At 60.2% G+C, this 24,638-nt stretch carries 30 protein-coding genes; 4 read left to right on the plus strand and 26 right to left on the minus strand.

The features are described 5' to 3' along the window. The 3 genes from ABX75_RS24110 to ABX75_RS24120 all read right to left on the minus strand — a co-directional run. Positions 1 to 367, minus strand: a 367-nt coding sequence (locus ABX75_RS24110) for a substrate-binding domain-containing protein (RefSeq protein ID WP_047882801.1), incomplete at its 3' end; no start/stop codon positions are given. Positions 368 to 405: 38 nt separating this feature from the next. After that, a complete protein-coding gene (locus ABX75_RS24115; RefSeq protein ID WP_034139010.1) occupies positions 406 to 1,227 on the minus strand; it encodes an SDR family oxidoreductase in 822 nt (273 codons plus the stop codon). Positions 1,228 to 1,394: 167 nt separating this feature from the next. Then, the gene (locus ABX75_RS24120; protein ID WP_034099874.1) at positions 1,395 to 1,874 is read right to left on the minus strand and encodes a GNAT family N-acetyltransferase; all 480 of its coding nucleotides are present in this window, start codon (positions 1,872 to 1,874) and stop codon (positions 1,395 to 1,397) included. 219 nt (positions 1,875 to 2,093) lie between these two features. Here ABX75_RS24120 and ABX75_RS24125 point away from each other — a divergent pair, with 219 nt between their 5' ends. From ABX75_RS24125 to ABX75_RS24135, 3 genes are read left to right on the plus strand one after another with little or no spacing between them, the layout of a single operon-like run. After that, on the plus strand, positions 2,094 to 2,426 hold the full coding sequence (locus ABX75_RS24125; protein ID WP_034114857.1) for a hypothetical protein: 333 nt from the start codon (positions 2,094 to 2,096) through the stop codon (positions 2,424 to 2,426). A 51-nt stretch (positions 2,427 to 2,477) separates the two neighbouring features. Continuing rightward, positions 2,478 to 2,744, plus strand: coding sequence for a hypothetical protein (locus tag ABX75_RS24130; RefSeq protein ID WP_034114858.1), 267 nt, complete (start codon positions 2,478 to 2,480; stop codon positions 2,742 to 2,744). Between the two features lie 50 nt (positions 2,745 to 2,794). Beyond that, positions 2,795 to 3,175, plus strand: a complete 381-nt coding sequence (locus ABX75_RS24135) for a termination factor Rho (RefSeq protein ID WP_047882802.1) — start codon at positions 2,795 to 2,797, stop codon at positions 3,173 to 3,175. A 51-nt stretch (positions 3,176 to 3,226) separates the two neighbouring features. Here ABX75_RS24135 and ABX75_RS24140 read toward each other — a convergent pair whose 3' ends face one another. From ABX75_RS24140 to ABX75_RS24235, 20 genes are all read right to left on the minus strand, one after another. Then, a complete protein-coding gene (locus ABX75_RS24140; protein WP_047882803.1) occupies positions 3,227 to 4,144 on the minus strand; it encodes a PfkB family carbohydrate kinase in 918 nt (305 codons plus the stop codon). Next, positions 4,137 to 5,603 (minus strand): cytosine permease, encoded by a 1,467-nt coding sequence (locus tag ABX75_RS24145; RefSeq protein WP_047882804.1) that lies wholly within the window; start codon positions 5,601 to 5,603, stop codon positions 4,137 to 4,139. The genes ABX75_RS24140 and ABX75_RS24145 overlap by 8 nt, the downstream gene beginning before the upstream one ends. 102 nt (positions 5,604 to 5,705) lie before the next feature. Then, the gene (locus ABX75_RS24150) at positions 5,706 to 6,707 is read right to left on the minus strand and encodes an ADP-ribosylglycohydrolase family protein (RefSeq protein WP_047882805.1); all 1,002 of its coding nucleotides are present in this window, start codon (positions 6,705 to 6,707) and stop codon (positions 5,706 to 5,708) included. Beyond that, on the minus strand, positions 6,704 to 7,417 hold the full coding sequence (locus tag ABX75_RS24155) for a GntR family transcriptional regulator (RefSeq protein WP_040269210.1): 714 nt from the start codon (positions 7,415 to 7,417) through the stop codon (positions 6,704 to 6,706). Before ABX75_RS24155 ends, ABX75_RS24150 begins: the two co-directional genes overlap by 4 nt. 70 nt (positions 7,418 to 7,487) lie before the next feature. Beyond that, the gene (locus ABX75_RS24160) at positions 7,488 to 8,048 is read right to left on the minus strand and encodes a DUF1285 domain-containing protein (RefSeq protein WP_034099882.1); all 561 of its coding nucleotides are present in this window, start codon (positions 8,046 to 8,048) and stop codon (positions 7,488 to 7,490) included. Positions 8,049 to 8,075: 27 nt separating this feature from the next. Then, entirely contained in the window at positions 8,076 to 8,681 is a 606-nt protein-coding gene (locus ABX75_RS24165) for a DUF4823 domain-containing protein (RefSeq protein ID WP_025854156.1), read from the minus strand. Positions 8,682 to 8,768: 87 nt separating this feature from the next. Further along, entirely contained in the window at positions 8,769 to 9,737 is a 969-nt protein-coding gene (locus tag ABX75_RS24170; RefSeq protein WP_047882806.1) for a GTP 3',8-cyclase MoaA, read from the minus strand. 107 nt (positions 9,738 to 9,844) lie between these two features. Next, positions 9,845 to 10,504, minus strand: coding sequence for a TetR/AcrR family transcriptional regulator (locus ABX75_RS24175; protein WP_034099884.1), 660 nt, complete (start codon positions 10,502 to 10,504; stop codon positions 9,845 to 9,847). Positions 10,505 to 10,947: 443 nt separating this feature from the next. Then, a complete protein-coding gene (locus tag ABX75_RS24180) occupies positions 10,948 to 11,733 on the minus strand; it encodes a TatD family hydrolase (protein ID WP_034099885.1) in 786 nt (261 codons plus the stop codon). Positions 11,734 to 11,798: 65 nt separating this feature from the next. Then, the gene (locus ABX75_RS24185) at positions 11,799 to 12,788 is read right to left on the minus strand and encodes a DNA polymerase III subunit delta' (RefSeq protein WP_034099886.1); all 990 of its coding nucleotides are present in this window, start codon (positions 12,786 to 12,788) and stop codon (positions 11,799 to 11,801) included. Beyond that, complete coding sequence (gene tmk / locus ABX75_RS24190; RefSeq protein ID WP_047882807.1) at positions 12,781 to 13,413, minus strand: dTMP kinase; 633 nt, start codon at positions 13,411 to 13,413, stop codon at positions 12,781 to 12,783. Before tmk ends, ABX75_RS24185 begins: the two co-directional genes overlap by 8 nt. A 19-nt stretch (positions 13,414 to 13,432) precedes the next feature. Beyond that, on the minus strand, positions 13,433 to 14,542 hold the full coding sequence (mltG, locus tag ABX75_RS24195) for an endolytic transglycosylase MltG (RefSeq protein ID WP_034099888.1): 1,110 nt from the start codon (positions 14,540 to 14,542) through the stop codon (positions 13,433 to 13,435). A 1-nt stretch (position 14,543) separates the two neighbouring features. Further along, positions 14,544 to 15,359, minus strand: a complete 816-nt coding sequence (gene pabC, locus ABX75_RS24200) for an aminodeoxychorismate lyase (protein ID WP_047882808.1) — start codon at positions 15,357 to 15,359, stop codon at positions 14,544 to 14,546. Further along, the gene (fabF, locus tag ABX75_RS24205) at positions 15,359 to 16,603 is read right to left on the minus strand and encodes a beta-ketoacyl-ACP synthase II (protein WP_034099890.1); all 1,245 of its coding nucleotides are present in this window, start codon (positions 16,601 to 16,603) and stop codon (positions 15,359 to 15,361) included. Before fabF ends, pabC begins: the two co-directional genes overlap by 1 nt. A gap of 128 nt (positions 16,604 to 16,731) precedes the next feature. Continuing rightward, the gene (acpP, locus tag ABX75_RS24210; protein WP_016973676.1) at positions 16,732 to 16,968 is read right to left on the minus strand and encodes an acyl carrier protein; all 237 of its coding nucleotides are present in this window, start codon (positions 16,966 to 16,968) and stop codon (positions 16,732 to 16,734) included. A 193-nt stretch (positions 16,969 to 17,161) separates the two neighbouring features. Then, positions 17,162 to 17,905, minus strand: coding sequence for a 3-oxoacyl-ACP reductase FabG (gene fabG / locus ABX75_RS24215; RefSeq protein WP_034139026.1), 744 nt, complete (start codon positions 17,903 to 17,905; stop codon positions 17,162 to 17,164). Between the two features lie 31 nt (positions 17,906 to 17,936). Next, on the minus strand, positions 17,937 to 18,875 hold the full coding sequence (gene fabD / locus ABX75_RS24220; RefSeq protein ID WP_047882809.1) for an ACP S-malonyltransferase: 939 nt from the start codon (positions 18,873 to 18,875) through the stop codon (positions 17,937 to 17,939). 127 nt (positions 18,876 to 19,002) lie between these two features. Then, positions 19,003 to 20,013 (minus strand): phosphate acyltransferase PlsX, encoded by a 1,011-nt coding sequence (gene plsX, locus ABX75_RS24225; protein ID WP_082136201.1) that lies wholly within the window; start codon positions 20,011 to 20,013, stop codon positions 19,003 to 19,005. A gap of 4 nt (positions 20,014 to 20,017) precedes the next feature. Continuing rightward, positions 20,018 to 20,200: a 50S ribosomal protein L32 gene (rpmF, locus tag ABX75_RS24230; RefSeq protein ID WP_003179396.1), complete on the minus strand. Its 183-nt coding sequence runs from the start codon at positions 20,198 to 20,200 to the stop codon at positions 20,018 to 20,020. 13 nt (positions 20,201 to 20,213) lie between these two features. Continuing rightward, entirely contained in the window at positions 20,214 to 20,744 is a 531-nt protein-coding gene (locus ABX75_RS24235) for a YceD family protein (protein ID WP_034099894.1), read from the minus strand. Between the two features lie 105 nt (positions 20,745 to 20,849). Here ABX75_RS24235 and ABX75_RS24240 point away from each other — a divergent pair, with 105 nt between their 5' ends. After that, entirely contained in the window at positions 20,850 to 21,428 is a 579-nt protein-coding gene (locus ABX75_RS24240) for a nucleoside triphosphate pyrophosphatase (protein WP_047882811.1), read from the plus strand. Positions 21,429 to 21,561: 133 nt separating this feature from the next. Here the strand turns inward: ABX75_RS24240 and ABX75_RS24245 are convergent, their stop codons facing one another. Genes ABX75_RS24245 through rluC form a run of 3 tightly spaced genes read right to left on the minus strand, consistent with a single transcriptional unit; the run spans position 21,562 to position 24,175 of the window. Next, entirely contained in the window at positions 21,562 to 22,545 is a 984-nt protein-coding gene (locus ABX75_RS24245) for a S49 family peptidase (protein ID WP_034099896.1), read from the minus strand. Between the two features lie 21 nt (positions 22,546 to 22,566). Beyond that, complete coding sequence (locus tag ABX75_RS24250; RefSeq protein WP_034114866.1) at positions 22,567 to 23,229, minus strand: HAD-IA family hydrolase; 663 nt, start codon at positions 23,227 to 23,229, stop codon at positions 22,567 to 22,569. After that, a complete protein-coding gene (gene rluC, locus ABX75_RS24255) occupies positions 23,216 to 24,175 on the minus strand; it encodes a 23S rRNA pseudouridine(955/2504/2580) synthase RluC (RefSeq protein WP_034114867.1) in 960 nt (319 codons plus the stop codon). The genes ABX75_RS24250 and rluC overlap by 14 nt, the downstream gene beginning before the upstream one ends. Positions 24,176 to 24,638: the final 463 nt, after the last annotated feature.

Below are 24,638 nucleotides of genomic sequence, written 5' to 3' on the forward strand. Positions count from 1 at the left end.
ACTTGCCCTTGGCGTCGACGAAACGGTCGTCCACCGCCATGACTTTCATATCGTTGAGCTTGGCCTTGGCCACAATCGCCGGGCCGAGGGACACATCCGGCGGGCAGATCACAAAACCCTTGGCGCCGTTGGCGGCCAGGCTGTCGATGGCCGACAGGGTTTTCTCGCCGTCGGGCACGGCGATCTTGATCAACTCAAACCCCTTGTCCTTGGCGGCTTTTTCGGCGAAGGCCCACTCGGTCTGGAACCAAGGTTCCTCGGCTTGTTTGACCAGGAAGCCGATTTTGACTGTATCAGCGGCCAGGGCGAAGGAGCTGAGGCTGCTGAACGCCACGGCGGTAGCGAGAACACGTAAGGCTTTTTTCATGAACGGCACCTCTTGTTGTTATTGGAGAGCGGCAGGTTCTAGTCGTGGTACATCACAGACCGCCCGCCATCGATCATCAGGCAGGTGGCATTGATAAAAGGCGCTTCGTCGGTGGCCAGGAACAGCGCCGTCATCGCCACCTCGACCGGTTGGCCGATGCGCTTGGGCGGGTGCAGGTCGAAGGCGCGCTGGCGTTCGGCGTGGGGGTCGGGGAAACCGTTCCAGTAATCGACATTCAGCTGGGTTTCGATATAGCCCGGCGCAATCGCATTCACGCGGATGCCTTTGGGCGCGTATTCGATACCCAGAGCGCGGGTCAGGCCGAGTAGGCCATGTTTGGCCACCGGGTACGGAAAGCACCCGGGAATGATGTGGCTGGAATGGGTGGAGGCGATGTTGATGATATTGCCGATGCCCTGCTCGATCATGTGCGGCAACACCGTGCGACAGCCGAACCAGGCACCGTCGAGATCGATGGCGAAGCAGCGGCGCCAGTCTTCGTCGGTCATTTCCAGCGGGTCGCGGAACACATTGACCCCGGCGCAATTGACCAGCACATCCACACGCCCGAAGCGCTCGATGGCCAGGTTGACCAGCGCCTGCCACTGTTCCTTGGCGGTGATATCGATAGGGAGTGCATGGATCTGGGCGCCGCGTTCGCGCCAGTGAGCGGCAACGGCCTCGACCTTGTCGCCCTGGATATCGCCGATCACCAACTGCGCCTGCTGGGCTTGAAAGCACGCGACGATCGCCTCGCCAATGCCTTGGGCGGCACCGGTGATCACGACCACCTTGCCTTTGAGACGCTCGCCGTAAGTAGGCTCGGGCACCCTGGGCAACGACAACGGTTGTGCCTGCATCGCTTCACCTGTTTTATTTTTGGTAGTGAGTGCTGATGCCGCCGACTATAAACCTAGAACTTGAAACATCTCAATATATAAATTTACATCCCATATTGTGAGAAAAGATGTAAAAAAACCGGCACATTCATGCCGGTTATTGATCAAGCCATGGACGACTTTCAGCCTTAACCCAAGGCAAAGTCACGCAACGCATCGCCTTCCATGCGATACCGCACCCACTCTTCCTGCGGTTGTGCGCCAATGGATTTGTAGAAGGCAATCGCCGGCTCGTTCCAGTCCAGCACGCTCCACTCAAAGCGCCCGCAGCCATTGTCGAACGCGATCTTGGCCAGGTGGCGCAACAACTTCTTGCCCGCCCCGCCGCCACGTTGTTCCGGGTTGATGTAGAGGTCTTCGAGGTACAGGCAGTTACTGCCAAGCCAGGTGGAGTAGCTGAAGAAGAACACTGCAAAACCGATGGGCACGCCGTCCCGCGAGCAAATCAGACCATGGGCGGTGGCGCCCTCGCTGAACAGGCTACGTTCGATGTCCACCACACTGGCGATCACTTCATGCCGGGCTTTTTCGTACTCCGCAAGCTCGGTTATAAAAGTCAGGATCTGCGCAGCGTCACTGGGCACGGCGGGACGAATCTCGATGGTCATGGGCGAGCCTTGGCAATGTCAAAGCCCACATACTAAGGCGCTTTGATGACTGATTGCAGCGCAATTTTATGGGCTACGAGGTGGCGTCGACGTGGCCCGGTGCGCTGACACACAAATTTTTACAGGCAACTTGATACCGTTCGTCGCCATCGAGGCACGATCAATAAACGTCGGCTGACCAACAAAGGGTAAGGACATTAATCATAAGGAGACACCCTCATGAACCATTCCAAATGTGCTGCCCTCGCCCTCGCCGGTCTGCTGTCCGCGGTTTCCCTGAGCAGCTTCGCCGCGACCTCGTCCACCGGCCCGACCAACCCGGACGCCACCACCGAGTCGCAGAAGTCCATGGGCACTGGCCTGGACACCAATGGTGGCGCGGTGATCGATAACACCAACGCGGCCGACCCGCACACTCAAGGCCATGACACCCAGCGCCAGGCACCGGCTGCGGTAGGTAACGGCAAGATGGGCCCGTCGGTCGATGAGCCCAAGGTCAACAAAGGCGACGACTCGAACCTGCCGGGCGCGCCGAAACAAACTGCACCTTGATTCATCGCACGCGAGACGAACACCCGATCATTTTCCCATGAAGAGGTACGCATGAACGTCGATAAGAACCTTGAGAGAGAAGTCCTCACCCGCCTGTTGCACGCCCATCCCCATGGTTTGGGCAAGGAGGTGCTGGACAACTACCGCGGCGAGAAAGTAGTCGCCAGTGCCTTGGCGTTCCTTCAAGACCGTGGGCTTATCAAGGACGGTCACGTGACCACCGACGCTGCCGGTGAATATGCCTTGAACCTGCCGATCAAGCTGACCGCGTCGGGTGTCGATGAGGCGCGCAAGCTGGAAAGTGCCGACCCTCAGTAATTCATTTTGTCTGGTCTGGCCCTGGCGACAGGGCCAGTAGGAGTATCGCAATGCCTCTTGGAAGCAAAGCCAAATACACCGCCGCACAGAAGCGCAAAGCCTCCCGTATCGAACAGAGTTACGAGGACAACGGCGTGCCCAAATCCGAAGCCGAAGCCCGTGCGTGGGCCACCGTCAACAAGCAGTCCGGCGGGGGCGAAAAGGCCGGCGGCTCGGGTCAGCGCAAGGCCCCGGCGAAGAAGGCCCAGGATCGTCACGACTCGGCCAAGCGGGCTGCCGCCAGCCGTGAAGGGCATCCGCGCAACAGCCGTGTGTCCTTAAGCACCCAGACCAAGGAAAGCCTGCTCAAGGAAGCCCGGGCGAAAGATATCCGCGGGCGTTCGAGCATGCGTAAAGATCAGTTAATCGAAGCGTTGAAGAAGGCAAGTTGACCCCTGCCTGACAACGGTGGGAGGACGTCCGCGTCCTGCCACCGTTGGTTGTCATGATTTGAGGAAGGCGTCGACTTCAGCACCGGTCGGCGCAGTGGCCGGGCCCCAGCGCGTCACCGCCAACGCCGCCGCCGCATTTGCACGGCGCGCCGATTCCACCGGTTCGAGGCCTTGGGCCAAACCGGCAATCATCACCCCCGCGTGCGCGTCCCCGGCGCCATTGCTATCCACCGCCTGCACCGTGAACCCCGGCACATGTTCGATCCGAGCCCCACGCCCCACCCAGCAGCCATTCGGACCATCGCGTACCACCAACAGCGTGTCAGCGGGTAAGTGGCGAGCGAGGTCGGTCAACGCCTGCGAAATATCCGCCGCCCCGGTGAATGCCAGCGCTTCTGGCCCGTTGCTGGTCCAGATATCGATGCGCGGCAGCAAGGCAAGCATCAGCGCCGAATTCGGCCCCTTGGCCAGCGGCCCCGGATCGAACACCACCGCGATGGACCGCGGTAAGGCCAGCAGCCAGTCGATCAGCGGCTGGGCCTTGCCTTCCAGCAGCAGGCTGTAGCCGCTGACATACACGTAGTCATCGGCGCATGGCACCACGCAGGCCAAATCTTCGGCGCTCAGTTCGCCCTCTGCCCCAAGGCGTGAAATAAAAGTGCGCTCCGTGGACGCCTCGGTCAGGGCCACGCATAGGCCTGTGTCCTTTCCACTGCTCGGTGCCAGGGCCATGTCGATGCCGTCCGCCTGCATCGCCGCTCGGGCAAGATCGCCGAAGCGCCCGGTGCCATGGCGCCCCAAGTACACCACCGGCATGCCGTTGCGTCGCGCGGCGGCCATCACATTGAAGCCGCCGCCGGTTTCGAAACTGGCCGATTGGGCCAGTACGTCGCCCCCCGTGGCAGGCAACGTATCGAGGGCCATGACCAGGTCGACGATGACCTGCCCCGTGTGCAGCAATCTAGACATGTGCGCCCTCGACCAGCGCCGGGCGTCGATCAGATGCACCACCCAGCACGGCGTAGATCCCACCCGCGACCAAGAACGTGACAATCCAACCCAGGCCGTTATGGCCCAGCCAGGAGTCGGACAACGGCCCGGCAAACCATATGTTGTCAGCGGTAGTGCCGATGGTGGTAAAGCTGAAACCCAGCACGATCGCCACGGCCCACGCGCCGAATGCGCGCCATTCCACGCCGCCGCGATACCAGTAGGCGCTGCTGGGGCTGACGTCCAGCAGATCCTGGGCGCTGTAGTAGTGACGGTGGATCAAGTCGACCACGAAAATGCCGACCCACGCGGTAATCGGCACCGCCAGCAGCGAAATGAAGGTAATAAACGGGCCGTAGAAACTGTCGGCAATCAGCATGAAGTAAATCGAACCGGCGAAGATCGCCACGATATCGACGATCACCGCATGTACGCGCTTGACCTTCAAACCGAGGGTCAGGGTGGTCAGCCCCGCCGAATACACCGACAGGTTATTCGACAGCAATAGCCCACCGAACGCCGTGATCAGGTACGGCACCGCCATCCAGGTGGGCAGCATGTCGCGGATCGCGATGATCGGGTCCGTGGCCGCCGCCAGGTCGTTATTGCCCACCGACAATAGGCCGCCCAGGGTGATCAACAGCACCAGCGGAATGCCCGCGCCAAAGGCGGCGGACGCCACCAGTCGCGCGGCCTTGACGCTGCGGTGCTGGTAACGCGACATATCGGCACCGGCGTTGGCCCAGCCGATACCGGTACCGGCCGCCATGGTGCCGATGCCGATGATCATCGCGCTCAGGGGTGCCGGCGTGGCATTGAACACGGCGTTCCAGTCGATGGTGGCGCAGAGAAAACCACCCACTAGGATATTCAGCGCGCCAAACACGTAAGTGGCCCATTTCTGGATCACCAACAACGTGGCATGGCCCAGGCCGGAGACCGCCAGGGTCAGCAGCACGAAAATGCCGATAAAGATCAGGGTCAGCACCGGCGCGCTTTTGGCCTCGACCGCCGAGCCGAACAGGATTGAGCACAGCGACAGCAGCACAAACGCAGCGGTAGTGGTGTTGACGGTTTCCCAGCCCAGGCGCGACATCAGCGAAACCAAAGTCGGACCGATATTACCGCGCACGCCGAAGATGGCGCGCGACAGCGTCAGGCTGGGTGCGCGGCCGCGTCGGCCGGCGATGGAGATGATGCCCACCACAGCAAAGGAACCGGCGGCGCCGAGCATCGCCACGATCACCGCCTGCCAGATCGCCAAGCCGCGAAACGCCACCAACGTGGCACCCAGCGGCAGGCCGAGGATGCTGATATTGGCGGCGAACCACACCCAGAACAGCTGCAGCGGATGGCCATTGCACTCCGCTTCGGGGACCGGTTCGATACCGCGTGTTTCCAATTGCCCGGCGTTTTGGCCGGCGGACGTGCTGCTCATGGTGTTGCTCCTGATGCCTGTATTTGTTGTGGTAATGGCAAATAGTTAAAGGGTTAACCCGTCATCCTGACTGTGTTCAGCAACGCACGTCGCAACGCGCGCTTAACGCAAGGCGAGAAGCCCCTGGACCAAGGGTTGCAAATCCAGCCCATTGACCCGTTTGATCTGCTCGATCATCGCTGGTGGCCAGCACTGCATGCCCAGACAAGCGCCAAGCATGGCGCCCAGCATCGCTGCGATGGTGTCGGTATCGCCGCCCAGGCTGGCGGCCAGGCACAACGCGTCCAGCGCCGTCAGCTCACCCACCGCCACCCGCTGCGCGAGGGCGAACGACACCACCACCGACTCCTGGGAGGCCACGGAGGTGCCGATCAACTCATACAACAGGTCAGCGAACAGCGCGGTATCGCCGCTGCCAACGCTCAAGGTGCGGGCCCAACTGATGCGCGTGGAAATCCGCCCACCCGCCACCCAATGACCATGGCTCTCGGTTTGTTGGGCAATCTGGGTGCCGATGCTTAACGCTTCGCCCAGATCCACGCCGTTGATACCGGCCGAAACCACCGCAGCCACCGCTGCCGCGCTGGAGATGCCCAGGGTCGTGTTGTGGGTGACTTGGCACGCCTGAATCACCGACTGGACAAATCGAACCGAGTCGTTGACATCGGCGGCAATGCCCACGGGGGTGATACGCATGGCCGCGCCGTTGGTGGTGCCATAACGCCCGGATTCCTCTGGAGTATGGCCGGCGAGGATCATGTCGATCGCGCGCTTGGTGGAGGGACCGAGCAAGTCCTGGGAGCCCTTGGCGCGCATGCTCGCTTCCCAGTCGATCAGGCGCTGGGCGAGGATCGCAGGCTCGATCGTGCCCTGGCCCTGCACCAGTAACTCGCCCACCAGAATCGCTTGCTCGGTGTCATCGGTGACCGAGCCGGCGGGCATGTTGGGGGCAATGGGTTGGTCGGCGTGGGCATCGACCAGCGCCGTGATCGCGCCGAAACGCGCGCGTACCTGCTCGCGGTTGAGCGACTGGGTCGGCATGCCGAGGGCATCGCCCAGGGCCAGGCCGTAAAAGGCGCCGAGGGCGCGATTATGCGGGGTCATTTGGCGGTTCCGAATTGCAGGTGCAGGCGAAAGTGCACAGGGTCAAGCACGCTTTCGACGTACTCCATAAAACGTCCGCGACGGTCGAAAGTGGTTCGCGACGCCTTCAAAAACACCGTGCCGACTGGGCGCCCCAGCAGCTCGGCGTCTTCGTCGCTCAATGGCTCGGCACCGATCCACTGGTCGCCATCAGCGCCGACATAGCCATAGGCCGCCAGGGTAATGGTCAGAGAATTGTCGATCAGGCCGACCCGGGGCAGGCTCTCAAGACTGCCAGAGGCGGGCATCAACGAGCGTTCCAGGGACACGGCAGTGCCATCGGTGGTCCGACGGCGACGGTCGAGGGCGATGAACTGATCGCTGCCGAAGCGGTTGAGCAAGTCCGGGCGGGTTACCGCTTCCAGGCGCAGGACGTCAGTGGTGATCAACGCCCCCGTATCGGCCAGGGCCTGCGCCCAGCCGCTGGCTTGATCGAGCACCATGCCGTCAAAGGTGACAATGGAGCCGACCCCGCTCTGGGTGGCGATGTAATTACGGCGCTTCAGCTCGGCCAGAGCCTCGCGCAAGGTGCCTCGGCTGACCCCGAACTCTTCGGCCAATTGGTGCTCGCCCGGCAGCAGGAAACCGTCGGCCATCATGCCACCTTCAATGCGGCGGATGAGTTCGTCGACGACGCGTTTTTTCTTATCGAATCGCACATGTCTAATCATGTACAAATTGATAACCGAAAGGCCCGGTGAGCGGCAAGCGAATTATGTCAGGGCTTGGTAATAAGCGGCCTCAGGGCTCCAGGCCAATCGGGAAAAACTCCCCGCCGCTCCACACACCCAGCCAATTTCGCCCGTTGATCGGACGACTCACCGCCAACTCGACCAATTGATAGAACACGTTGCGATGCACCAGGGCTTCGAGGTTAGCGCGCACGCGCAGATAAGGCGATGGCTCTTCGGTGACCGGGTCAATCACCACCCGTAGGGGATGTTCGAGCCCCGCCTCGATCTGCTCGTCGACGTTGGTGGTCAAGCGCAGCCGCTGACTTTCGCCCTCGCCTTCCACCTCCAATGTCACCGCAACGAACGGCGCGTCGTCGACCACGATCCCGACTTTTTCCACCGGGGTAACCAGGAAGTAATCATCGCCATCGCGGCGAATGATATTGGAGAACAATTTGACCATCGGCTTTCGCCCGATCGGCGTACCTTGGTAAAACCAGGTGCCGTCGCGGGCGATGCGCATGTCGATATTGCCGCAGAAATCCGGGTTCCACAGATGCACCGGTGCCGGGCCCTTGCCTTTAGGCAGTTGCGCCAACAGATCGTTGGCCTTGGCGGAATCGGTCATGGGTTCTCCCTTGTTTACGTGCCGGACCTACTGATCACTCATCCCCAGCAAGCCTCGTGCGTACTGCGCCAGGGGGCGGGCAATCAGGTCTTGTGGCTTGTTGTCGTGGAATGTCAGTAAACCGCCACGACTGCGAATACGTGCAGTATCAATCAAATATTGGGTGCTGGTCTCGATCAACATGATCTGGATAACGCCGCTGTCCAGGCCAACACGGTCGAGCGCCTCTTGATCGGCCCACTCATCGGCATTACCGATACGGTCGTCGGCCTTGGCGAAGCGGCAGTACAGCAGGTAATGAGCGCCCGCCGCACGGGCTTCGGCCATGGCTTGCTCAAGGCCTTCAGGTTGGCGGGCGCGACGCACCATGGGGAAATATTCGACGAAACCATTGAAGGCTTCCTCAGCCACCACGTTCGGACGCGGATAGGCACTGCCCGGCGGCACAAACGCGCCCTGGGCGATAAAAATAAAGGAATCCGGCTGCACACGAATCGACGCCGTGCGGCGAGTGTCGCTGTGATCCAGCAACCCGGCGTCACTCATCTGATAGCGGGTGCCTTCGGCCATATCGCTGACGGTCATGCAACCACTCAGCGTCAACGACGCCAGCAACAAAACCAGACTACGCATCCTATTCCTCCAGAAGCCGGTGACGGAAAACCGGCGAATGGGCACGAGATGCAGAATCTGGGCCAGGGGAGGCGCGCGCATGCGGCATTAGCCGCCGATGATTTTCATGATGGTTGCGCCGCCGGAGAACGCCACTTCCTGCTTATCACCCAGGGCTTTCATCAACAAACCCTGCAAGGCCGGCAGCGCCTGATGACGGGGCTTGTCGAGCAAGTCGCCGACATAGTGGCGGTTGCTCGACGACAGGCAGCCATGCAACCAACCGGTGGACGACAGCCGCAACCGCGAGCAAGTACGGCAGAACGGCACGCTTTCGTTGGCGATCACGCCGAAATGGCCTTTGCCCGGCACTTCATAGCGCACCGCCGTGGCGTCCACTGGGGCATTGGCTTGCAAGTATTCGTAGCGTTCGCCGATCAGGCTCAACAGTTGTTGCAGGCTGACGAACTGCTGCAGAAAGGCATTGGAATCCTTGGCCAGGTGGCCCATGCGCATCAACTCGATAAAGCGCAACTCGTAGCCGCGCTCCAGACAGTAATCGAGCAGCGGCATCACCTGATCCAGGTTCTGGCCGCGCAATGGCACCATATTGACCTTGATCTTGAGCCCGGCGGCGCGAGCCTGATCCATGCCATCGAGCACGGTGGCCAGGTCGCCGCCACGGGCAATGCTGCGGAACGCGCCGGCGTCCAGGGTATCGAGGGAGACGTTGATACGACGGATGCCGGCATCCACCAGCAGCGGCAATTTGCGAGCGAGCAGTTGGCCATTGGTGGTCAGGCTGATATCGCCCAGCCCCAACTGGCCCACGGCACCGAGGAAAGCTTCCAGCTTGGGACTGACCAGCGGCTCACCGCCGGTGATGCGCAAACGCTCGATGCCGGCCGCTTCAATCAGGTACGCCACGCCACGGGCCATGGCCTCGGCCGAGAGTTCGTCCTGGGCAGCCACCAGCCGCTTGCCATCAGGCACGCAGTAGGTACACGCGTAATTGCAGGCTGAGGTCAGGCTGATTCGCAAATTGCGAAAACGCCTGCCTTGACGATCAACGATCATGGATCACTCCGGCAGAGGATAATTCGGGCGCACTGAAAGCTGACCTATAAATCAGCTTTTAGCAAGATCCTTGCCTGAGTATATTCCTGGGTTACTGCGCCTGGCAGCTAATCTTGACTGGCGGGCGTGGCTTCAAGCGCCGGTTCGGAACTGTGCTTGCGCTTGTTGCCCATACGCACACCGATATCCATCAGGAACTGGAAAAACCCTTCCTGATCTTCCAGCACATTGCTCCAGAACGGCGAGTGATACAGCGCCACGGCGCCGTGCACCAACGCCCAGGCGGCGCAATAGTGGAAATACGGCGGTACATCCTCCAGCTTGCCTTCGCTGATACGGCCTTTGATCAGGAGGGTCAGGCGTTCGAAGTTCGAGGCGCGGATCTTGTGCAACTCCTCAACCATTTCCGGTACCTGATGGCCTTTGACCACCTTCTCTTCCAGACGGTCGAAGAGGCGGTAGCGCTGGGGGTCACGCATACGGAATTCGAAGTAGGCGCGGGACAGGGCTTCCTTGTCCTTGTCCACGTCGGCCGAATGCAGCAACTCGTTCAAATCGCGCTCGTAGTCGAGCATCAGGCGCAGGTAGATCTCGGCCTTGGACTTGAAATGTTTGTAGATGGTGCCTTTGCCGATACCCACGGCATCCGCAATCATCTCGACGGTGACGCTGTCTTCACCTTGTTCGAGGAACAACTTGAGCGCGGTGTCGAGAATTTCCTGCTCTCGGCGGCGAAACTCACGGACCTTACGGGGTTCTTTGTGCATGAGGAAGAGGTCTGCAGAGGTCGGTAGAGGGAGGGCCATGCAAGGCCACGGATACGTGGCGATACGATTTAGCCGATGCGAGGGATTATCCCGACTGAACGGTCGTTGGGCAACGCCTATGTGAACCCACTCTGCACTTTAATGACAGCATGCCAACGAATCAGCGGTTATCAGTCAGAAATAATACGCAACACGCACCCATGACCATGGCGTCGATGAGAACTCAACTGAAGCGCACGTATTCCAAATCTGTTTAAAAAACGATCAGGGGCGACTGGACTGAATCGGATACTGATCAATACTTCAACTGTCGGCGTGACATCTCCCCCAAGTGAAACGCCGATCTGGGTACCGACGGACTGCGTACCCTTGTTTACTCCTAATGGTCTTAGCCCGGATTCACCCCCCAGAACCCGGGTTTTTTTTGCCTGGGATTTGGTCCCTCAAGCGGCGACATGAGCCAACGGGAACAGACGTTTGAAGTTCTCGGTGGTCTGTTCGGCGAACCGCTCGTAGGGCACACCGCGCAGCATCGCCAGGTAATCCGCTACATCACGCACGTACTCCGGCAGGTTCGGCTTACCGCGATGGGGGATAGGGGCCAGATACGGCGAGTCGGTTTCCACCAGCAGACGGTCGGCCGGTACTTGTCGCGCCACGTCGCGCAGGGCATCGGCATTGCGGAACGTGACAATCCCCGACAAGGAGATATAGAAACCCAGGTCCAGGGCGGCCTTGGCCATGTCCCAGTCCTCGGTGAAGCAATGCAGCACACCGGCCTGGGGCAAGGCGGCTTCGCGCAGCAGCGTCAATGTGTCGGCACGGGCGCCACGGGTATGGACGATCACCGGTTTACCGGTCTGCTGGGCGGCTTGCAGGTGCAAACGGAAGGACGCCTGCTGCAACTCGGCGGCTTCGGGCTCGTAGTGGTAATCCAGGCCGGTCTCGCCAATGGCCACCACGCGTGGATGATTGAGCTCTGTCAGCAGCCAATCGAGCGCTGGCGCTTCACCAGGCTTGAGGTCCAGCGGGTGGATACCCACCGAACAATCCACATCGGCGTAGCGCTCGGCGAGGGCTTTGACATCAGCGGCGTTTTCGGCGCTGACGCCGATGCACAGGAAATGCCCTACCCCGCGCTGGCGCGCGGCTTCAAGCGCAGCGTCAAGGGACCCGGCATGCTGGGCGAGGTCAAGGCGGTCAAGGTGGCAATGGGAATCTACGAGCATAAGAAGGTACGACTAAAGTCACGGTAAATGTCTGACCAACGATACACCCGTCGGCCATCGAAGGATCAACGGCGCCCGAGCAGGCCAACCCATTGCACCAGCAGCGCTTCAAGCAGCAGCACACGGTTGAGGTTGGCTTTGCCGAGGACTTTCTGGCGCTGGGCAAGGATCCAGTCTTGGATAGTCAGCACCTTGGCCTGGGGGCTTTTCTGCGCGAGGTATTGCACCACTTTGCGCATATCCGGCAGACCCAGGCCGGCTTCGTCCTGGGTCAGTTGGTAGCGCAGGATCAGACTGGACCAGTCGCAGAACCAGTCGAACAACAGCAGCAGAGGGATATCCTTCCAGGCCGTCTCGGCCAACTGAGTGGCGGACAGCTCCTGCTTGAGCAGTTTCTTCACTCCATCGACCACCAGGGCCCGCTGCTCACGCACGCCTTGGGCCTGCAGCTTGACGGCCGCCAATGGCGAGCCGGCCGCCAGGGTCAGCAACTCCACGCGCTCCTCAGCGGAGCAATCCGGCAGGGCCTGCGCCAGCCATTGCACACTCATCGCCTCGCTTGGCAGAGGGCAAGCCTGCTGCACGCAGCGGCTGCGAATGGTGGGCAACAAGCGGCTGGACTGGTGACTCACCAACAACAGAACAGTGTCGCCGGAAGGCTCTTCGAGGCTTTTAAGCAGGGCATTGGCAGCATTGATGTTCATCGCCTCCACCGGCTCGATCAGCACCACTTTGCGCCCGCCCATCTGCGCGGTCTGCACCACGAAGCTGACCAGATCGCGCACTTGGTCGACCTTGATCGCCTTGTCGGCCTCCTCCGGTTCGAGCAGGTAGTTATCCGGATGACTGCCCGCCTTGAGCAACAAGCAGGATTTGCACTCGCCGCAAGCCTCCAGATTGACCGGCCGTTGGCACAACAGACTGGCCATCAAGCGCTCGGCCAGATGGCGCTTACCGATGCCCGCCGGCCCATGCAGCAAATAGGCATGGGCATGCTGGGCACGTCCGGCCAACTGCTGCCAAAGGCTGTCTTGCCACGGATAGGCTTCAGCCACGGGCGCGCTCCAGCAGCGCGGGCAACAGCGCATCGATGGCCTGTTGCACATTGGCCAACGGTTGCGCCGCATCCAGCAGGTGATAGCGCGCAGGTTCGGCCTTGGCGCGCGCGAGGAAAGCGCGACGCACGGCGTCGAAGAACACCTGGCCTTCCAGCTCGAAACGGTCCAGACGGCCACGGGCACTGGCGCGCGCCATGCCCACTTCCACCGGCAGATCGAACAACAGGGTCAGGTCCGGGCGCAGGCTGCCCTGTACAAAGGTTTCCAGCGTGGCTATGCGCTCCAGGGGTAAGCCGCGACCACCGCCCTGGTAGGCGTAGGTCGAATCGGTGAAACGATCGCAGATCACCACGGCGCCGCGGGCCAGGGCCGGACGGATCACTTCGGCAAGATGCTGGGCGCGGGCGGCGAATACCAGCAGCAGCTCGGTGTCCGGATTCATCTGTTCTTCGCCCGGGGCCAACAGCACGTCACGGATGCGTTCGGCCAGAGGCGTACCGCCAGGCTCACGGGTCAACACCACCTCGATCCCTTCGGTGCGCAAGCGCTCGGCCAAGTAGTCGCGGTTGGTACTTTTGCCGGCGCCTTCCGGGCCTTCCAGGGTAATAAACAAGCCAGTCACAGGCGGTCCTTAGTCAGAGTCATTGCGGGCTTTGCGGCGCGGCGGTGTCCGGCACCGCCTCGGCCGGAGGTGCCGCCTCTTCCGGCGGCTTCACCACCGGTGCCGGGCTGGAGCGGTAATCGGCCCGACGCTTGAGCTGAAACTCGCGCACGGCCGCATTATGCGCATCCAGATCATCCGAGAAAATATGGCTGCCATCGCCACGCGCGACAAAATACAGGCTACTGCCCGGTGCGGGGTTCAACGCCGCATGGATCGCCTCACGGCCGACCATGGCGATCGGTGTCGGCGGCAACCCGGCCACCATGTAAGTGTTGTAGGGGTTGGCTTCCTTGAGATGGGCGCGGGTCAATTTGCCGTTGTAGCGCTCGCCCAGGCCGTAGATCACCGTGGGATCGGTCTGCAGCAACATGCCGATCTTCAAGCGGCGCACAAACACACCGGCAATCTGACCGCGCTCCTCCGGTACGCCGGTTTCCTTCTCCACCAAAGACGCCATGATCAGCGCCTGGTAAGGATCGGTGTAGGGCGCATCAGCGGCGCGCTTACTCCACTCCTGAGCCAGGACATCGTCCAAGCGGTTATAGGCTTTTTTCAGGAATTCGACGTCAGTCATGCCCCGCACAAAGCGGTAGGTATCGGGAAAGAATCGCCCTTCGGGGAATACACCAGGATGACCGAGCTTATCCATGACTTCGCTGTCGGTCAGGCCCGCCAAGGTCTGTACGATCTTTTCGTGCTTGGCCAACGCCGCCCGCACCTGACGAAAGTTCCAGCCTTCCACCAACGTGAGGCTGTATTGCACCACTTCGCCACGCTGCCACAAACCGATCAGCCCCTGGGCAGTCATGCCGGGGGTCATGCGATATTCACCGCTATGCAGCGGTTGGCCGTCCAGGTTGAAGCGCCAGTACAAGCGCAACCAAAAGGCGTCGTCGAGCACACCGTCGGCTTCGAGGCGATTGAAGGTACCGGTGGGGGTTGCCCCGGCCGGTACATCAAGCAATTGCTCCTGGGTCAGCTTCAAGGGCTGCTTGAGGGCAGAGTCGAGTTTCCAGGCAGAAAAGCCCAACAGCAGACCGGCGGAAAACAGACCGATCAGCAGCAGTACAACCAGTTTTCGTATCAACTCAAATATCCAATAGGGCGCGAACAATGCCCTGCAGTTTACGGGTGAGCGGGCCAACCGACCAGCTCATCGCCGCGCACTCACGCACCGGCCAAATGCCATAAACGCTGTTGCAGACGAAGACTTCGTCCGCCTGCCGTAACTGCTCGACATTGATGTCGGCCACGGCCACCGGGATGCCCAGCGCTTCGGCCTGAGCCAGAATCTCGGCACGCATGACGCCAGCAACCCCGCAACGCTTCAGATCGGCGGTTAGTAACAAACCGTTGCTTACGATAAATAAATTACTGAACACGCCTTCGATGACACGTTCGGACATATCCAGCATCAAGCCTTCGGCATGCTCGGGGTCCTGCCATTCGGCACGGGCAATCACTTGTTCCAGCCGGTTCAGGTGTTTGAGACCGGCCAATAGCGGTTGCTCGGCCAGACGAGTAGCACACGAAAACAAACGAATGCCGTCGATTCCATGGACCAGGGGATAGGAGGCGGGCGGGCTGCCCTGCACAATGCGACGCACCGCTGCGTCGGGGTTCATGCCGTAACCGCGCAGGCTGTCGCCACGGGTGAGAATCAACTTGAGAACGCCTTCGCCGAGGCCGGCGGCGTAGGCCAGCACTTCATTGCGCACAAGGCGGTGGTCGACCTTTAAAGCGAGGCGCCGGCAACCCTCTTCCAGGCGCTGCAGATGCCGGTCGAGCAGCACGGGCCGCCCGGCCTTGACGGCAATGGTCTCGAATAGACCATCGCCGTATGCCAGGCCCCGGTCTTTCAGGGGCACGGTGTCCGCTGGCTGACCGTCGACCCAGCAGTGCATCACTCGGCGAACCGGCGGAACACCAGGGAGCCGTTGGTGCCACCAAAGCCAAACGAGTTGGAGATGGCGACATCGATCGGCATCGGCTGGGCTTCGTGAGGCACGAAGTTCAGGTCGCAGCCTTCGTCCGGCTCATCCAGGTTGATGGTCGGCGGTGCGACCTGATCCTTGATGGCCATCACGCTGAAGATCGCCTCAACCGCGCCCGCCGCACCCAAGAGGTGACCGGTCATGGACTTGGTGGAGCTGACCGCCAGCTTGTAGGCGTGCTCGCCGAACACCGACTTGATGGCCTCGGCTTCCGCCAGGTCGCCGGTCGGGGTCGAGGTACCATGAGCGTTGATGTACTGCACCTGGTCGGCATTGACCTTTGCATCACGCAACGCATTGGTGATGCAGCGCGCGGCGCCAGCACCATCGGACGGTGGCGAAGTCATGTGGTAGGCGTCGCCACTCATGCCAAAGCCAATCAGTTCGGCATAGATGGTGGCACCACGCGCCTTGGCGTGCTCCAGCTCTTCCAATACCAAGGCACCGGCACCGTCGGACAGCACGAAGCCATCACGGCCCTTATCCCAGGGACGGCTGGCGCGGGTCGGCTCATCGTTGCGGGTCGACAGCGCACGAGAGGCACCGAAGCCACCCATGCCAAGGCCGCAGGCGGCCATTTCGGCGCCGCCGGCAATCATCACGTCCGCCTCGTCATAGGCAATGTTGCGCGCCGCCATGCCGATGCAGTGGGTGCCCGTGGTGCAGGCCGTGGCAATTGCGTAGTTGGGTCCCTGTGCGCCCAGGTGGATGGACAGGAAGCCGGAAATCATATTGATGATCGAGCCTGGCACGAAGAACGGCGAAATCCGACGTGGGCCCGTCTCATGCAGCGTGCGGCTGGTTTCTTCGATATTGGTCAAACCGCCAATGCCCGAACCCATGGCTACGCCGATACGCTCACGGTTGGCGTCAGTGACTTCCAAGCCAGCATTACGCACTGCCTGAAAACCAGCGGCCAAACCGTATTGAATGAACAGGTCGAGTTTGCGGGACTCTTTGATCGAGAGATATTCCTCGACGTTGAACCCCTTTACCGAGCCGCCAAAACGGGTGGAATAGGCAGAAAGGTCTGTGTGTTCGATCAGACCAATACCACTGCGGCCAGCCAGAATGCCCTGCCAACTGCTCGGCACATCTGTACCCAGTGGCGACAACATACCCATACCGGTGACTACGACGCGTCTACGCGACACAGCACTCTCCTTTTTCTTGATGACGACACTTTGCTTCAGCGCTCACTTTTCATTGGAGCTAAAGAAAAAACCGCACGCCGTTACAGCAGTGCGGTTTTTCCCTGACAGCAAGCGACGACTACAAACTATTACGCCTGGTGGGCAGTAACGTAGTCGATAGCAGCTTGAACAGTAGTGATTTTTTCAGCTTCTTCGTCCGGGATTTCGGTCTCGAATTCCTCTTCCAGAGCCATCACCAGCTCAACGGTGTCAAGGGAGTCGGCACCCAGGTCTTCAACGAAGGAAGCGCTGTTGGTCACTTCTTCTTCTTTAACACCCAGTTGCTCGGCAACGATTTTCTTGACGCGCTCTTCGATGGTGCTCATACCTTGTTTTCACTCCTAATGGACAAATTCAGGCAGCTGGCCAGTGGGTAAGTGTATAGAAAGCCTTTTCAGCTTTTCAACTGAAAGCTTCACCCTGTACCCCGAACGACCCTCTGCCTATAAATTAAGTTGCAGCTTTATAACGGATTTTAGACAGCTCGTATGACATTTTTTTGAAGCGATCCGTCACAATTTAACTCATGTACATCCCGCCGTTCACCGGGATTGTAGCCCCAGTCACGTATGCCGCACCGTCAGATGCCAGGAAAGTGACCACATTCGCGATCTCTTGAGCCTGGCCCAGACGGCCCAGCGGAATCTGCGTCAGCAAGGCTTCACGCTGTGCTTCCGGCAGTTCGCGTGTCATATCGGTGTCGATGAACCCTGGGGCTACCGAGTTGACCGTAATTGAGCGCGAACCGACTTCACGCGCCAGTGCGCGGCTGAAACCTTCCAGGCCGGCCTTGGCGGCTGCGTAGTTTACTTGGCCTGCGTTGCCCATGGCACCCACTACGGAACCAATATTGATAATTCGGCCCCAGCGCGCCTTGGTCATGCCGCGCAAAACGCCCTTGGACAGGCGGAACAGACTGTTCAAGTTGGTATCGACCACGTCGTACCACTCGTCGTCTTTCATGCGCATCATCAGGTTGTCGCGGGTGATACCGGCGTTGTTTACCAGGATCGACGGCGCACCGAACTGTGCAGTGATCTCGGCCAGTACAGCAGCCACAGACTCATCGCTGGTCACGTTCAGTTCAAGGCCGGTGCCCTGAACGCCGTTTTCCTTCAGGGTCGCGGCGATACGCTCGGCACCCGAAGCGGAAGTGGCGGTGCCGATCACGACGGCGCCCTGACGGCCCAGTTCCAGGGCGATCGCCTGACCAATGCCACGGCTGGCGCCGGTAACCAATGCAACTTTACCTTGCAGACTCATGCAGGCTTCTCCTAAGTTCGGAATTCAGGGTTCAGGCCAGTGCCGCGCGAGCGGCAGCGAAGGCATCCGGGGTATTGAGGTTGGACGTCGAGACGCCATCGGCGCAGCGCTTGTTCAGACCAGCCAGGACCTTGCCCGGACCGCACTCAACCAGCTCGGTAGCGCCGTTGGCAGCCAGGGTCTGGACCGACTCAACCCAACGCACCGGCTTGTAGAGCTGCTCCAGCAGGTCGCGCTTGAGGGTGTCGAGGTCGGCCACTACCGCTGCGCTGACGTTCTGTACCAACGGGATCTGCGGCGCCTGCCAGTTGATCGCAGCGATGGACTCGGCAAAACGCTCGGCCGCCGGGCGCATCAGCTCGCAATGGGACGGCACGCTCACCGGCAACGGCAGCGCACGCTTGGCACCACGCGCCTTGCAACCCTCAATGGCGCGCTCGACGGCGGCCTTGGCACCGGCAATCACCACCTGGCCAGGGGAGTTGAAGTTGACAGCGCTGACCACTTCGCCCTGAGCGGCTTCGGCGCAGGCTTCGATCACCACCGCGTCGTCCAGACCCAGGATAGCGGCCATGCCGCCCTGCCCGGCCGGAACGGCCTCTTGCATCAACTGGCCACGACGCTCGACCAGCTTGACCGCTTCACCGAGGGTCAGGCTGCCCGCCGCCACCAGCGCGCTGTATTCGCCCAGACTGTGACCGGCGACGAATGCGGGACGCGCGCCGCCCTCTGACAGCCACAAGCGCCACAGGGCAACCGAGGCAGTCAGAATCGCCGGTTGGGTTTTATCGGTTTGATTGAGTTGCTCTTCCGGCCCCTGTTGGGTCAGTGCCCACAGGTCGTAACCCAGGGCATCGGAAGCTTCCTTGAAAGTGTCCAGGATCAACGGGTATTGCGCGCCCAGCTCGGCCAACATGCCGAGGGACTGCGAACCCTGCCCTGGAAAGACGAATGCGAGGGATGTAGACATGTAACAAGCCCCTAATGATCTGGTCGTCGGAAAATGATCGCTCCTACGGTGGGAGCGCACGAAACTGACAGATTGGATGGTCAATTGAACTGGTCGGTCACATTTAAGCATTCCTGGACCAATTCGCCTAAGGCAACAGATCCCCGAGACGGCCGTGCAGGCGTTGCGGCAGGTTTTCCTGGATCTCGATCACCGCGCGGGCAATCGCACTCTGAAAACCTTCCACCCCCGCCGAACCGTGACTTTTCACCACAATGCCTTGCAAGCCCAGAAAACTCGCACCGTTATGCCGCGCCGGCGCCAGATCAGCCTGCAGGCGACGCATCAATGGCAGCGCCAAAGCGCCCACCAGACGCGAGACCAGGCTCTGTCTGAACAACGACTCGATGCGTGTGGCAATCATAGTCGCCAGCCCTTCGCTGGATTTAAGCAGGATGTTACCCACAAAGCCGTCGCACACCACCACGTCCGCTTCGCCCCGGTACAAACCGTCACCTTCGACGAAACCGATGTAATTCAAGCCCCGCGCTTGTTGCAACAAGGCCGCGGCGAGCTTGACCTGCTGGTTGCCCTTGATGTCTTCGGTGCCGATGTTCAACAGCGCCACGCGCGGGCGGGCCACTCCCAGGGCCTCCGCCGCCACCGAGCCCATCACAGAGAACTGGAACAAGTGCTCAGCAGTGCAATCCACATTTGCCCCGAGGTCCAGCAACTGGCAATAGCCTGTTTGCGTGGGAATCGCCGCCACCATGGCAGGCCGGTCGATCCCAGGCAAAGTCTTGAGCACATGCCGCGACAACGCCATCAAGGCCCCGGTATTGCCGGCGCTGACACAGGCCTGCACCTTGCCGTCGCGCAACAATTCCAGGGCCACCCGCATCGAAGAGTCAGGTTTACCGCGCAGGGCCGCCGCCGGTTTTTCATCCATCGTGATGGTTTCGCTGGCCGGCACAATGCTCAGGCGCGCGCGATCCACCGCCGGATGGCTGGCAATCAGTTCTTCAAGAAGGGAGGGTTGACCGACAAGGGTCAGGTGCAGCGAGGGTGTTGCAGACAGGCTGGCAACGCAGGCCTGAACAATGCTGCGGGGACCGAAGTCCCCGCCCATTGCGTCAATCGCGATGACGAGAGCAGACAAGTGATTACTCGTCAGCGCCCTTGTCGATCACTTTACGGCCACGGTATACGCCTTCTGGCGATACGTGGTGACGCAGGTGAACTTCACCAGTGGTCTTTTCCACGGACAGAGTGCTTGCCTCGAGAGCGTCGTGCGAACGGCGCATGTCACGAGCGGAGCGGGATTTTTTGTTCTGCTGAACAGCCATAATTGATTAACTCCTAAACGTTTGGGTCACGCTTTAACTGCGCCAATACACTGAACGGGTTGGACCGCGTTACCTCGTCCTCGCTCGGTTCGGGCTCGTCATCGAGGCCCGCCGGCTGCTGGCATTCTTCCGGATGATGAGCAGGCACAATGGGCAAGGCGAGCAGAAGCTCCTCCTCGATCAGTGCATGCAGATCCAAAGGATCTTCGCCCAGTTCCAGCACGTCATAACCTTTCGGCAACGACTGGGTATTCGCACCCTCCTTCACCACGGCGTAACTGCATTCGCTGTGGATCGGCAGGGTGACCAGCTCAAGACAACGCTGGCAAACCATTTTGACTTCGGTGTCGATAAAGCTGTGAATGACCACAGATTTACGTTCATCTCGTTCAAAAACGAATTTGGCCTGCACCGTACCGACAGTGTCGGAAAGCGGGTCGCAGAGTCTCTCCAAATCGGCCAGCAGCACTTCACCTTGAAGGGAGGTGCCACGATCAGCCAATTTGCGCGGGTCAACGTGAGGTGGAATCGGGTCATTCAACATAGGCGCAGCATTATAGGGATGCACCCGGCCATGTCAAAGGAAATTCAGCCCTGTGCGTCAGCCGGTCACCCCGCTAGAATCCCGGCCTGCCCTGAGGAGTCGCCCATGCTGCCTTTATTACTCGCATCCAGCTCGGTTTATCGCCAGCAATTGTTGAACCGCCTGCACCTACCGTTCATCTGCAGCTCTCCGGATATCGATGAAAGCCATCGTCCAAATGAGCCGGCGGTGGAGCTGGTCAAACGCCTGGCAGAAGAGAAGGCCCGAGCGTTGGCCGCCAGCTATCCGGGGCATTTGATTATCGGTTCGGACCAGGTGGCCGCGCTCGACGGCCGGATCATCGGCAAGCCGCATACATTCGAGAACGCCCGCGAGCAGTTGCTGGCGGCAAGCGGCAAGCGTGTCAGCTTTCTTACCGGACTGGCATTGCTCAACAGCGAAACCGGGCGCTGCCAAGTCGACTGCGTGCCTTTTACCGTGCATATGCGCGAGCTGGACATTGAGCGCATCGAGCGCTACCTGCGCATCGAGCAACCATTTGACTGCGCGGGCAGCTTCAAAGCTGAAGGCTTGGGCGTGAGCCTGTTCCAGAGCACCGAAGGGCCGGATGCCACCAGCCTCGTCGGTTTACCCCTGATTCGACTGGTGGACATGCTGCTCAGCGAAGGGGTGCAGGTCCCTTAAGAACACCGCAAAACCCATTGTGAGAGGGAGCTTTCTCCCGACAGGATTGGATCAGCCAATCTGTCTGTAGCACCACAGCAATCAGGGGCAAGCCCTCCCCCTCCCACATCTTGGCTATGTCAGCCTGACTATCTCAACGCAACGTTGGACCTTGAAAGCCCATATAGAGCGCCAGTTTTTCAGCCACGCTGGCGCCGAGCTTTTTGGAAAACCGATCGAATGGCGATTCCTCAACGGTGAAGTCCACCAGTTCTTTCTCACCAATCACATCCCGCGCCACCGAACTGGCACTGCCCAAGCCGTCGATCAAGCCCAACGGCAACGCCTGCTCGCCGGACCAGACCAGGCCGGAAAACAACTCAGGGTGCTCCTTGTCCTTCAGACGATCGCCTCGGCCCTGCTTGACGCTGGCAATGAACTGGCGATGAGTGGTATCAAGCACGCTCTGCCAGAACTGCGTTTCATCGGGCTTCTGCGGCTGAAACGGGTCAAGAAACGCTTTGTGCTCACCCGAGGTGTAGGTACGGCGCTCCACGCCAAGCTTCTCCATGGTGCCGACAAACCCGTAACCGGCCGCCGTCACGCCTATGGAGCCCACTAGACTGGCCTTGTCGGCGTAAATCTGGTCAGCCGCGCTGGCAATGTAGTAGGCACCGGAGGCGCCAAGATCAGAGATCACCGCGTACAGCTTGATGTCCGGATGCAGAGCGCGCAGACGACGAATCTCGTCATACACATAGCCCGACTGCACAGGACTGCCGCCCGGGCTATTGATGCGCAGGATCACACCCTTGACCTTGGTGTCTTCGAACGCGGCGCGCAGACTGCTGACAATATTGTCTGCACTGGCAGGCTCTTTATCGGCAATCACCCCACGCACTTCGATCAGCGCGGTGTAGTTGGCACTACGGGTCGCGCTTTTCTCCATATCCATTAATGGACTGAACAGCGCCAGCATGATCAACAAGTAAGTGAAGGTCAGCAGCTTGAAGAAAATCCCCCAGCGCCGCGAGCGACGCTGCTCCTGCACACTGGCCAGCAGGGTTTTCTCCAGCAGTTTCCAGCTTTTGTCGTCGCTGCTTTCAGCCTTTTCGGGCGCTTTCCACTCGTCACTCATGCCATAAACCCCAGCAAAGACTTATTGAGCCCGATTGAGCCAGGCGTGCAATTCAGAAAAATGATCGATCGTGACCCTGGGCTCGTACTGCTGCAACGCCTCGGGCGACTGCGCGCCGTAACTGACGGCCACACTGTCCATACCCGCATTGCGCGCCATCATCAGGTCAAAGGACGCATCCCCCACCATCAACGCCTCACGCGGGGAAACAGCGCAATGGGCCAGAATCTCCTCCAACATCAGAGGGTGAGGCTTGCTGGCGGTTTCATCGGCTGCGCGGGTGATATCGAAATAATCTTCAAAACCGTGGGCCTTGAGTACCCGATCCAAACCGCGACGGGCCTTTCCGGTGGCGACAGCCAAGTGGTAGCCATCGGCACGGAACGCCTCCAGGGATTGGCGCACACCCTCGAACAAAGGCGAAGGCTCGGCCTCCAGTGCAATGTAGTGATCGGCGTAGTGCTCACGGAATGCGAGCAACTCTTGATCGGCGATCTGCGGATACAAGGTACGAATCGCCTCAGGCAAGCCCAGGCCGATGATGCCTTTGACCGCCAGGTCGCTGCACAGCTCGAACCCCGAGCGGGTCGAGGCCATGTGCATCGATTCGACGATGCGACCAATGGAGTTGGCCAGGGTCCCATCCCAATCGAAAATCAGCAGTTTGTAGTCACGGTGCGACACTCAAACGCTCCACGGTCTTGGCCCACATCTCATCAACCGGCGCCTGCAGCTTGAGCTCACCGCCATCGGGCAGCGGCACGGTCAGCATATAGGCGTGAAGGAACAGGCGTTTACCGCCCAGATCGCGAATTTCCTTGGAAAAATCTTCATCGCCATACTTGGTGTCACCGGCAATGCAGTGACCAGCGTGCAAGGTGTGCACGCGGATCTGGTGGGTACGACCGGTAACGGGTTTGGCCTCCACCAGTGTGGCGAAGTCGCCGAAGCGGCGCAGCACCTTGAACAGAGTCAGCGCCTCTTTGCCCTCCTCGTCCACCTCCACCATGCGCTCGCCGGAGCGCAAGTTGCTCTTCTGCAACGGCGCACGAACGCTCTTGATCGAACTGGCCCAGTGGCCCCGCACCAGCGCCATGTAGCGCTTATCCACGCCATCGCCGCGCAGAGCGGTATGCAGATGACGCAGCATGCTGCGTTTTTTGGCGATCATCAGCAGGCCAGAGGTGTCGCGGTCCAGACGGTGCACCAATTCCAACTCCTTGGCATCCGGGCGCAACTGACGAAAGGCTTCGATCACGCCGAAATTCAGGCCGCTGCCGCCGTGCACCGCAATGCCGCAGGGCTTGTTGATCACAATCAGCTTGTTGTCTTCAAAAACTATCGATGCTTCTAGGCGCTGCAGCAGGCCTTGTGCCAGCGGCACCGGCTCGTCGCGCTCAGGCACCCGAACCGGCGGCACACGGACGATATCGCCCGCCTGCAATTTATACTCGGGCTTGATCCGCCCCTTGTTCACGCGCACTTCGCCTTTACGCAAGATGCGGTAAATCAAGGTCTTGGGCACGCCTTTGAGCCTGGCCAGGAGAAAATTGTCGATGCGTTGGCCGGCATATTCCGGCGAGACCTCAAGCAGCTGAACGCTGGGGGTCGGGGGGGCGGTAGTTGTCATGGCGGCGATGATAACAATTTTTTATGGAATTGAAGCACTTAATCATTACTGCTATAGTCGCGAACGCCGCCAAAAGCGGCCTGGCCAGAGGACTTGCGGCAGACTGCCGGCCCTGACCATCGCAATTCATCAGGACGCAAGGCCGTCCTACGGGGCGTTTGCCACCCTGGAAAGCTCAAAGTTGTAACAAGCGCAGGTGACATGAGGCCTGAAGCGAGTGCCAAAAGCAGAGTGAATACTCGCGTTTGGCGCCGATATTTACGGCCAGTTCACAAAGTGCAGTCAGTTTTGAGCCAGACCATGGCGAATGCTTCGGAAACAACGCCTGTTAAGAGCTGAGTGAGAGCGCAGTCGTTTTCATTCAGGCCTGTTTAGCCATGAGCGTGGACTCCCCATTGGAGAACACGGTAAATGCCAACCCGCTGCGGATTCTGCGCGCGGCAGCACCCGAATTATCAGGGAT

The organism is Pseudomonas sp. ARP3 (assembly GCF_001029595.1).
Taxonomy (GTDB): Bacteria; Pseudomonadota; Gammaproteobacteria; order Pseudomonadales; family Pseudomonadaceae; genus Aquipseudomonas; species Aquipseudomonas rhodesiae.

Excerpts from the sequence above, each read along its gene's own strand:
- ABX75_RS24135 (WP_047882802.1), top strand. The coding sequence starts at position 2,795 with ATGCCTCTTGGAAGCAAAGCCAAATACACCGCCGCACAGAAGCGCAAA.
- acpP (WP_016973676.1), bottom strand. The coding sequence starts at position 16,968 with ATGAGCACCATCGAAGAGCGCGTCAAGAAAATCGTTGCCGAGCAACTG.
- ABX75_RS24150 (WP_047882805.1), bottom strand. The coding sequence starts at position 6,707 with ATGACCCCGCATAATCGCGCCCTCGGCGCCTTTTACGGCCTGGCCCTG.
- ABX75_RS24245 (WP_034099896.1), bottom strand. The coding sequence starts at position 22,545 with ATGAGTGACGAGTGGAAAGCGCCCGAAAAGGCTGAAAGCAGCGACGAC.
- ABX75_RS24145 (WP_047882804.1), bottom strand. The coding sequence starts at position 5,603 with ATGAGCAGCACGTCCGCCGGCCAAAACGCCGGGCAATTGGAAACACGC.
- fabD (WP_047882809.1), bottom strand. The coding sequence starts at position 18,875 with ATGTCTACATCCCTCGCATTCGTCTTTCCAGGGCAGGGTTCGCAGTCC.
- ABX75_RS24130 (WP_034114858.1), top strand. The coding sequence starts at position 2,478 with ATGAACGTCGATAAGAACCTTGAGAGAGAAGTCCTCACCCGCCTGTTG.
- ABX75_RS24170 (WP_047882806.1), bottom strand. The coding sequence starts at position 9,737 with ATGATCGTTGATCGTCAAGGCAGGCGTTTTCGCAATTTGCGAATCAGC.
- ABX75_RS24160 (WP_034099882.1), bottom strand. The coding sequence starts at position 8,048 with ATGACCGATTCCGCCAAGGCCAACGATCTGTTGGCGCAACTGCCTAAA.
- ABX75_RS24155 (WP_040269210.1), bottom strand. The coding sequence starts at position 7,417 with ATGATTAGACATGTGCGATTCGATAAGAAAAAACGCGTCGTCGACGAA.
- ABX75_RS24115 (WP_034139010.1), bottom strand. The coding sequence starts at position 1,227 with ATGCAGGCACAACCGTTGTCGTTGCCCAGGGTGCCCGAGCCTACTTAC.
- ABX75_RS24125 (WP_034114857.1), top strand. The coding sequence starts at position 2,094 with ATGAACCATTCCAAATGTGCTGCCCTCGCCCTCGCCGGTCTGCTGTCC.
- rluC (WP_034114867.1), bottom strand. The coding sequence starts at position 24,175 with ATGACAACTACCGCCCCCCCGACCCCCAGCGTTCAGCTGCTTGAGGTC.
- ABX75_RS24140 (WP_047882803.1), bottom strand. The coding sequence starts at position 4,144 with ATGTCTAGATTGCTGCACACGGGGCAGGTCATCGTCGACCTGGTCATG.
- ABX75_RS24120 (WP_034099874.1), bottom strand. The coding sequence starts at position 1,874 with ATGACCATCGAGATTCGTCCCGCCGTGCCCAGTGACGCTGCGCAGATC.
- ABX75_RS24235 (WP_034099894.1), bottom strand. The coding sequence starts at position 20,744 with ATGTTGAATGACCCGATTCCACCTCACGTTGACCCGCGCAAATTGGCT.
- ABX75_RS24240 (WP_047882811.1), top strand. The coding sequence starts at position 20,850 with ATGCTGCCTTTATTACTCGCATCCAGCTCGGTTTATCGCCAGCAATTG.
- ABX75_RS24165 (WP_025854156.1), bottom strand. The coding sequence starts at position 8,681 with ATGCGTAGTCTGGTTTTGTTGCTGGCGTCGTTGACGCTGAGTGGTTGC.
- ABX75_RS24180 (WP_034099885.1), bottom strand. The coding sequence starts at position 11,733 with ATGCTCGTAGATTCCCATTGCCACCTTGACCGCCTTGACCTCGCCCAG.
- pabC (WP_047882808.1), bottom strand. The coding sequence starts at position 15,359 with ATGCACTGCTGGGTCGACGGTCAGCCAGCGGACACCGTGCCCCTGAAA.
- fabG (WP_034139026.1), bottom strand. The coding sequence starts at position 17,905 with ATGAGTCTGCAAGGTAAAGTTGCATTGGTTACCGGCGCCAGCCGTGGC.
- rpmF (WP_003179396.1), bottom strand. The coding sequence starts at position 20,200 with ATGGCTGTTCAGCAGAACAAAAAATCCCGCTCCGCTCGTGACATGCGC.
- ABX75_RS24175 (WP_034099884.1), bottom strand. The coding sequence starts at position 10,504 with ATGCACAAAGAACCCCGTAAGGTCCGTGAGTTTCGCCGCCGAGAGCAG.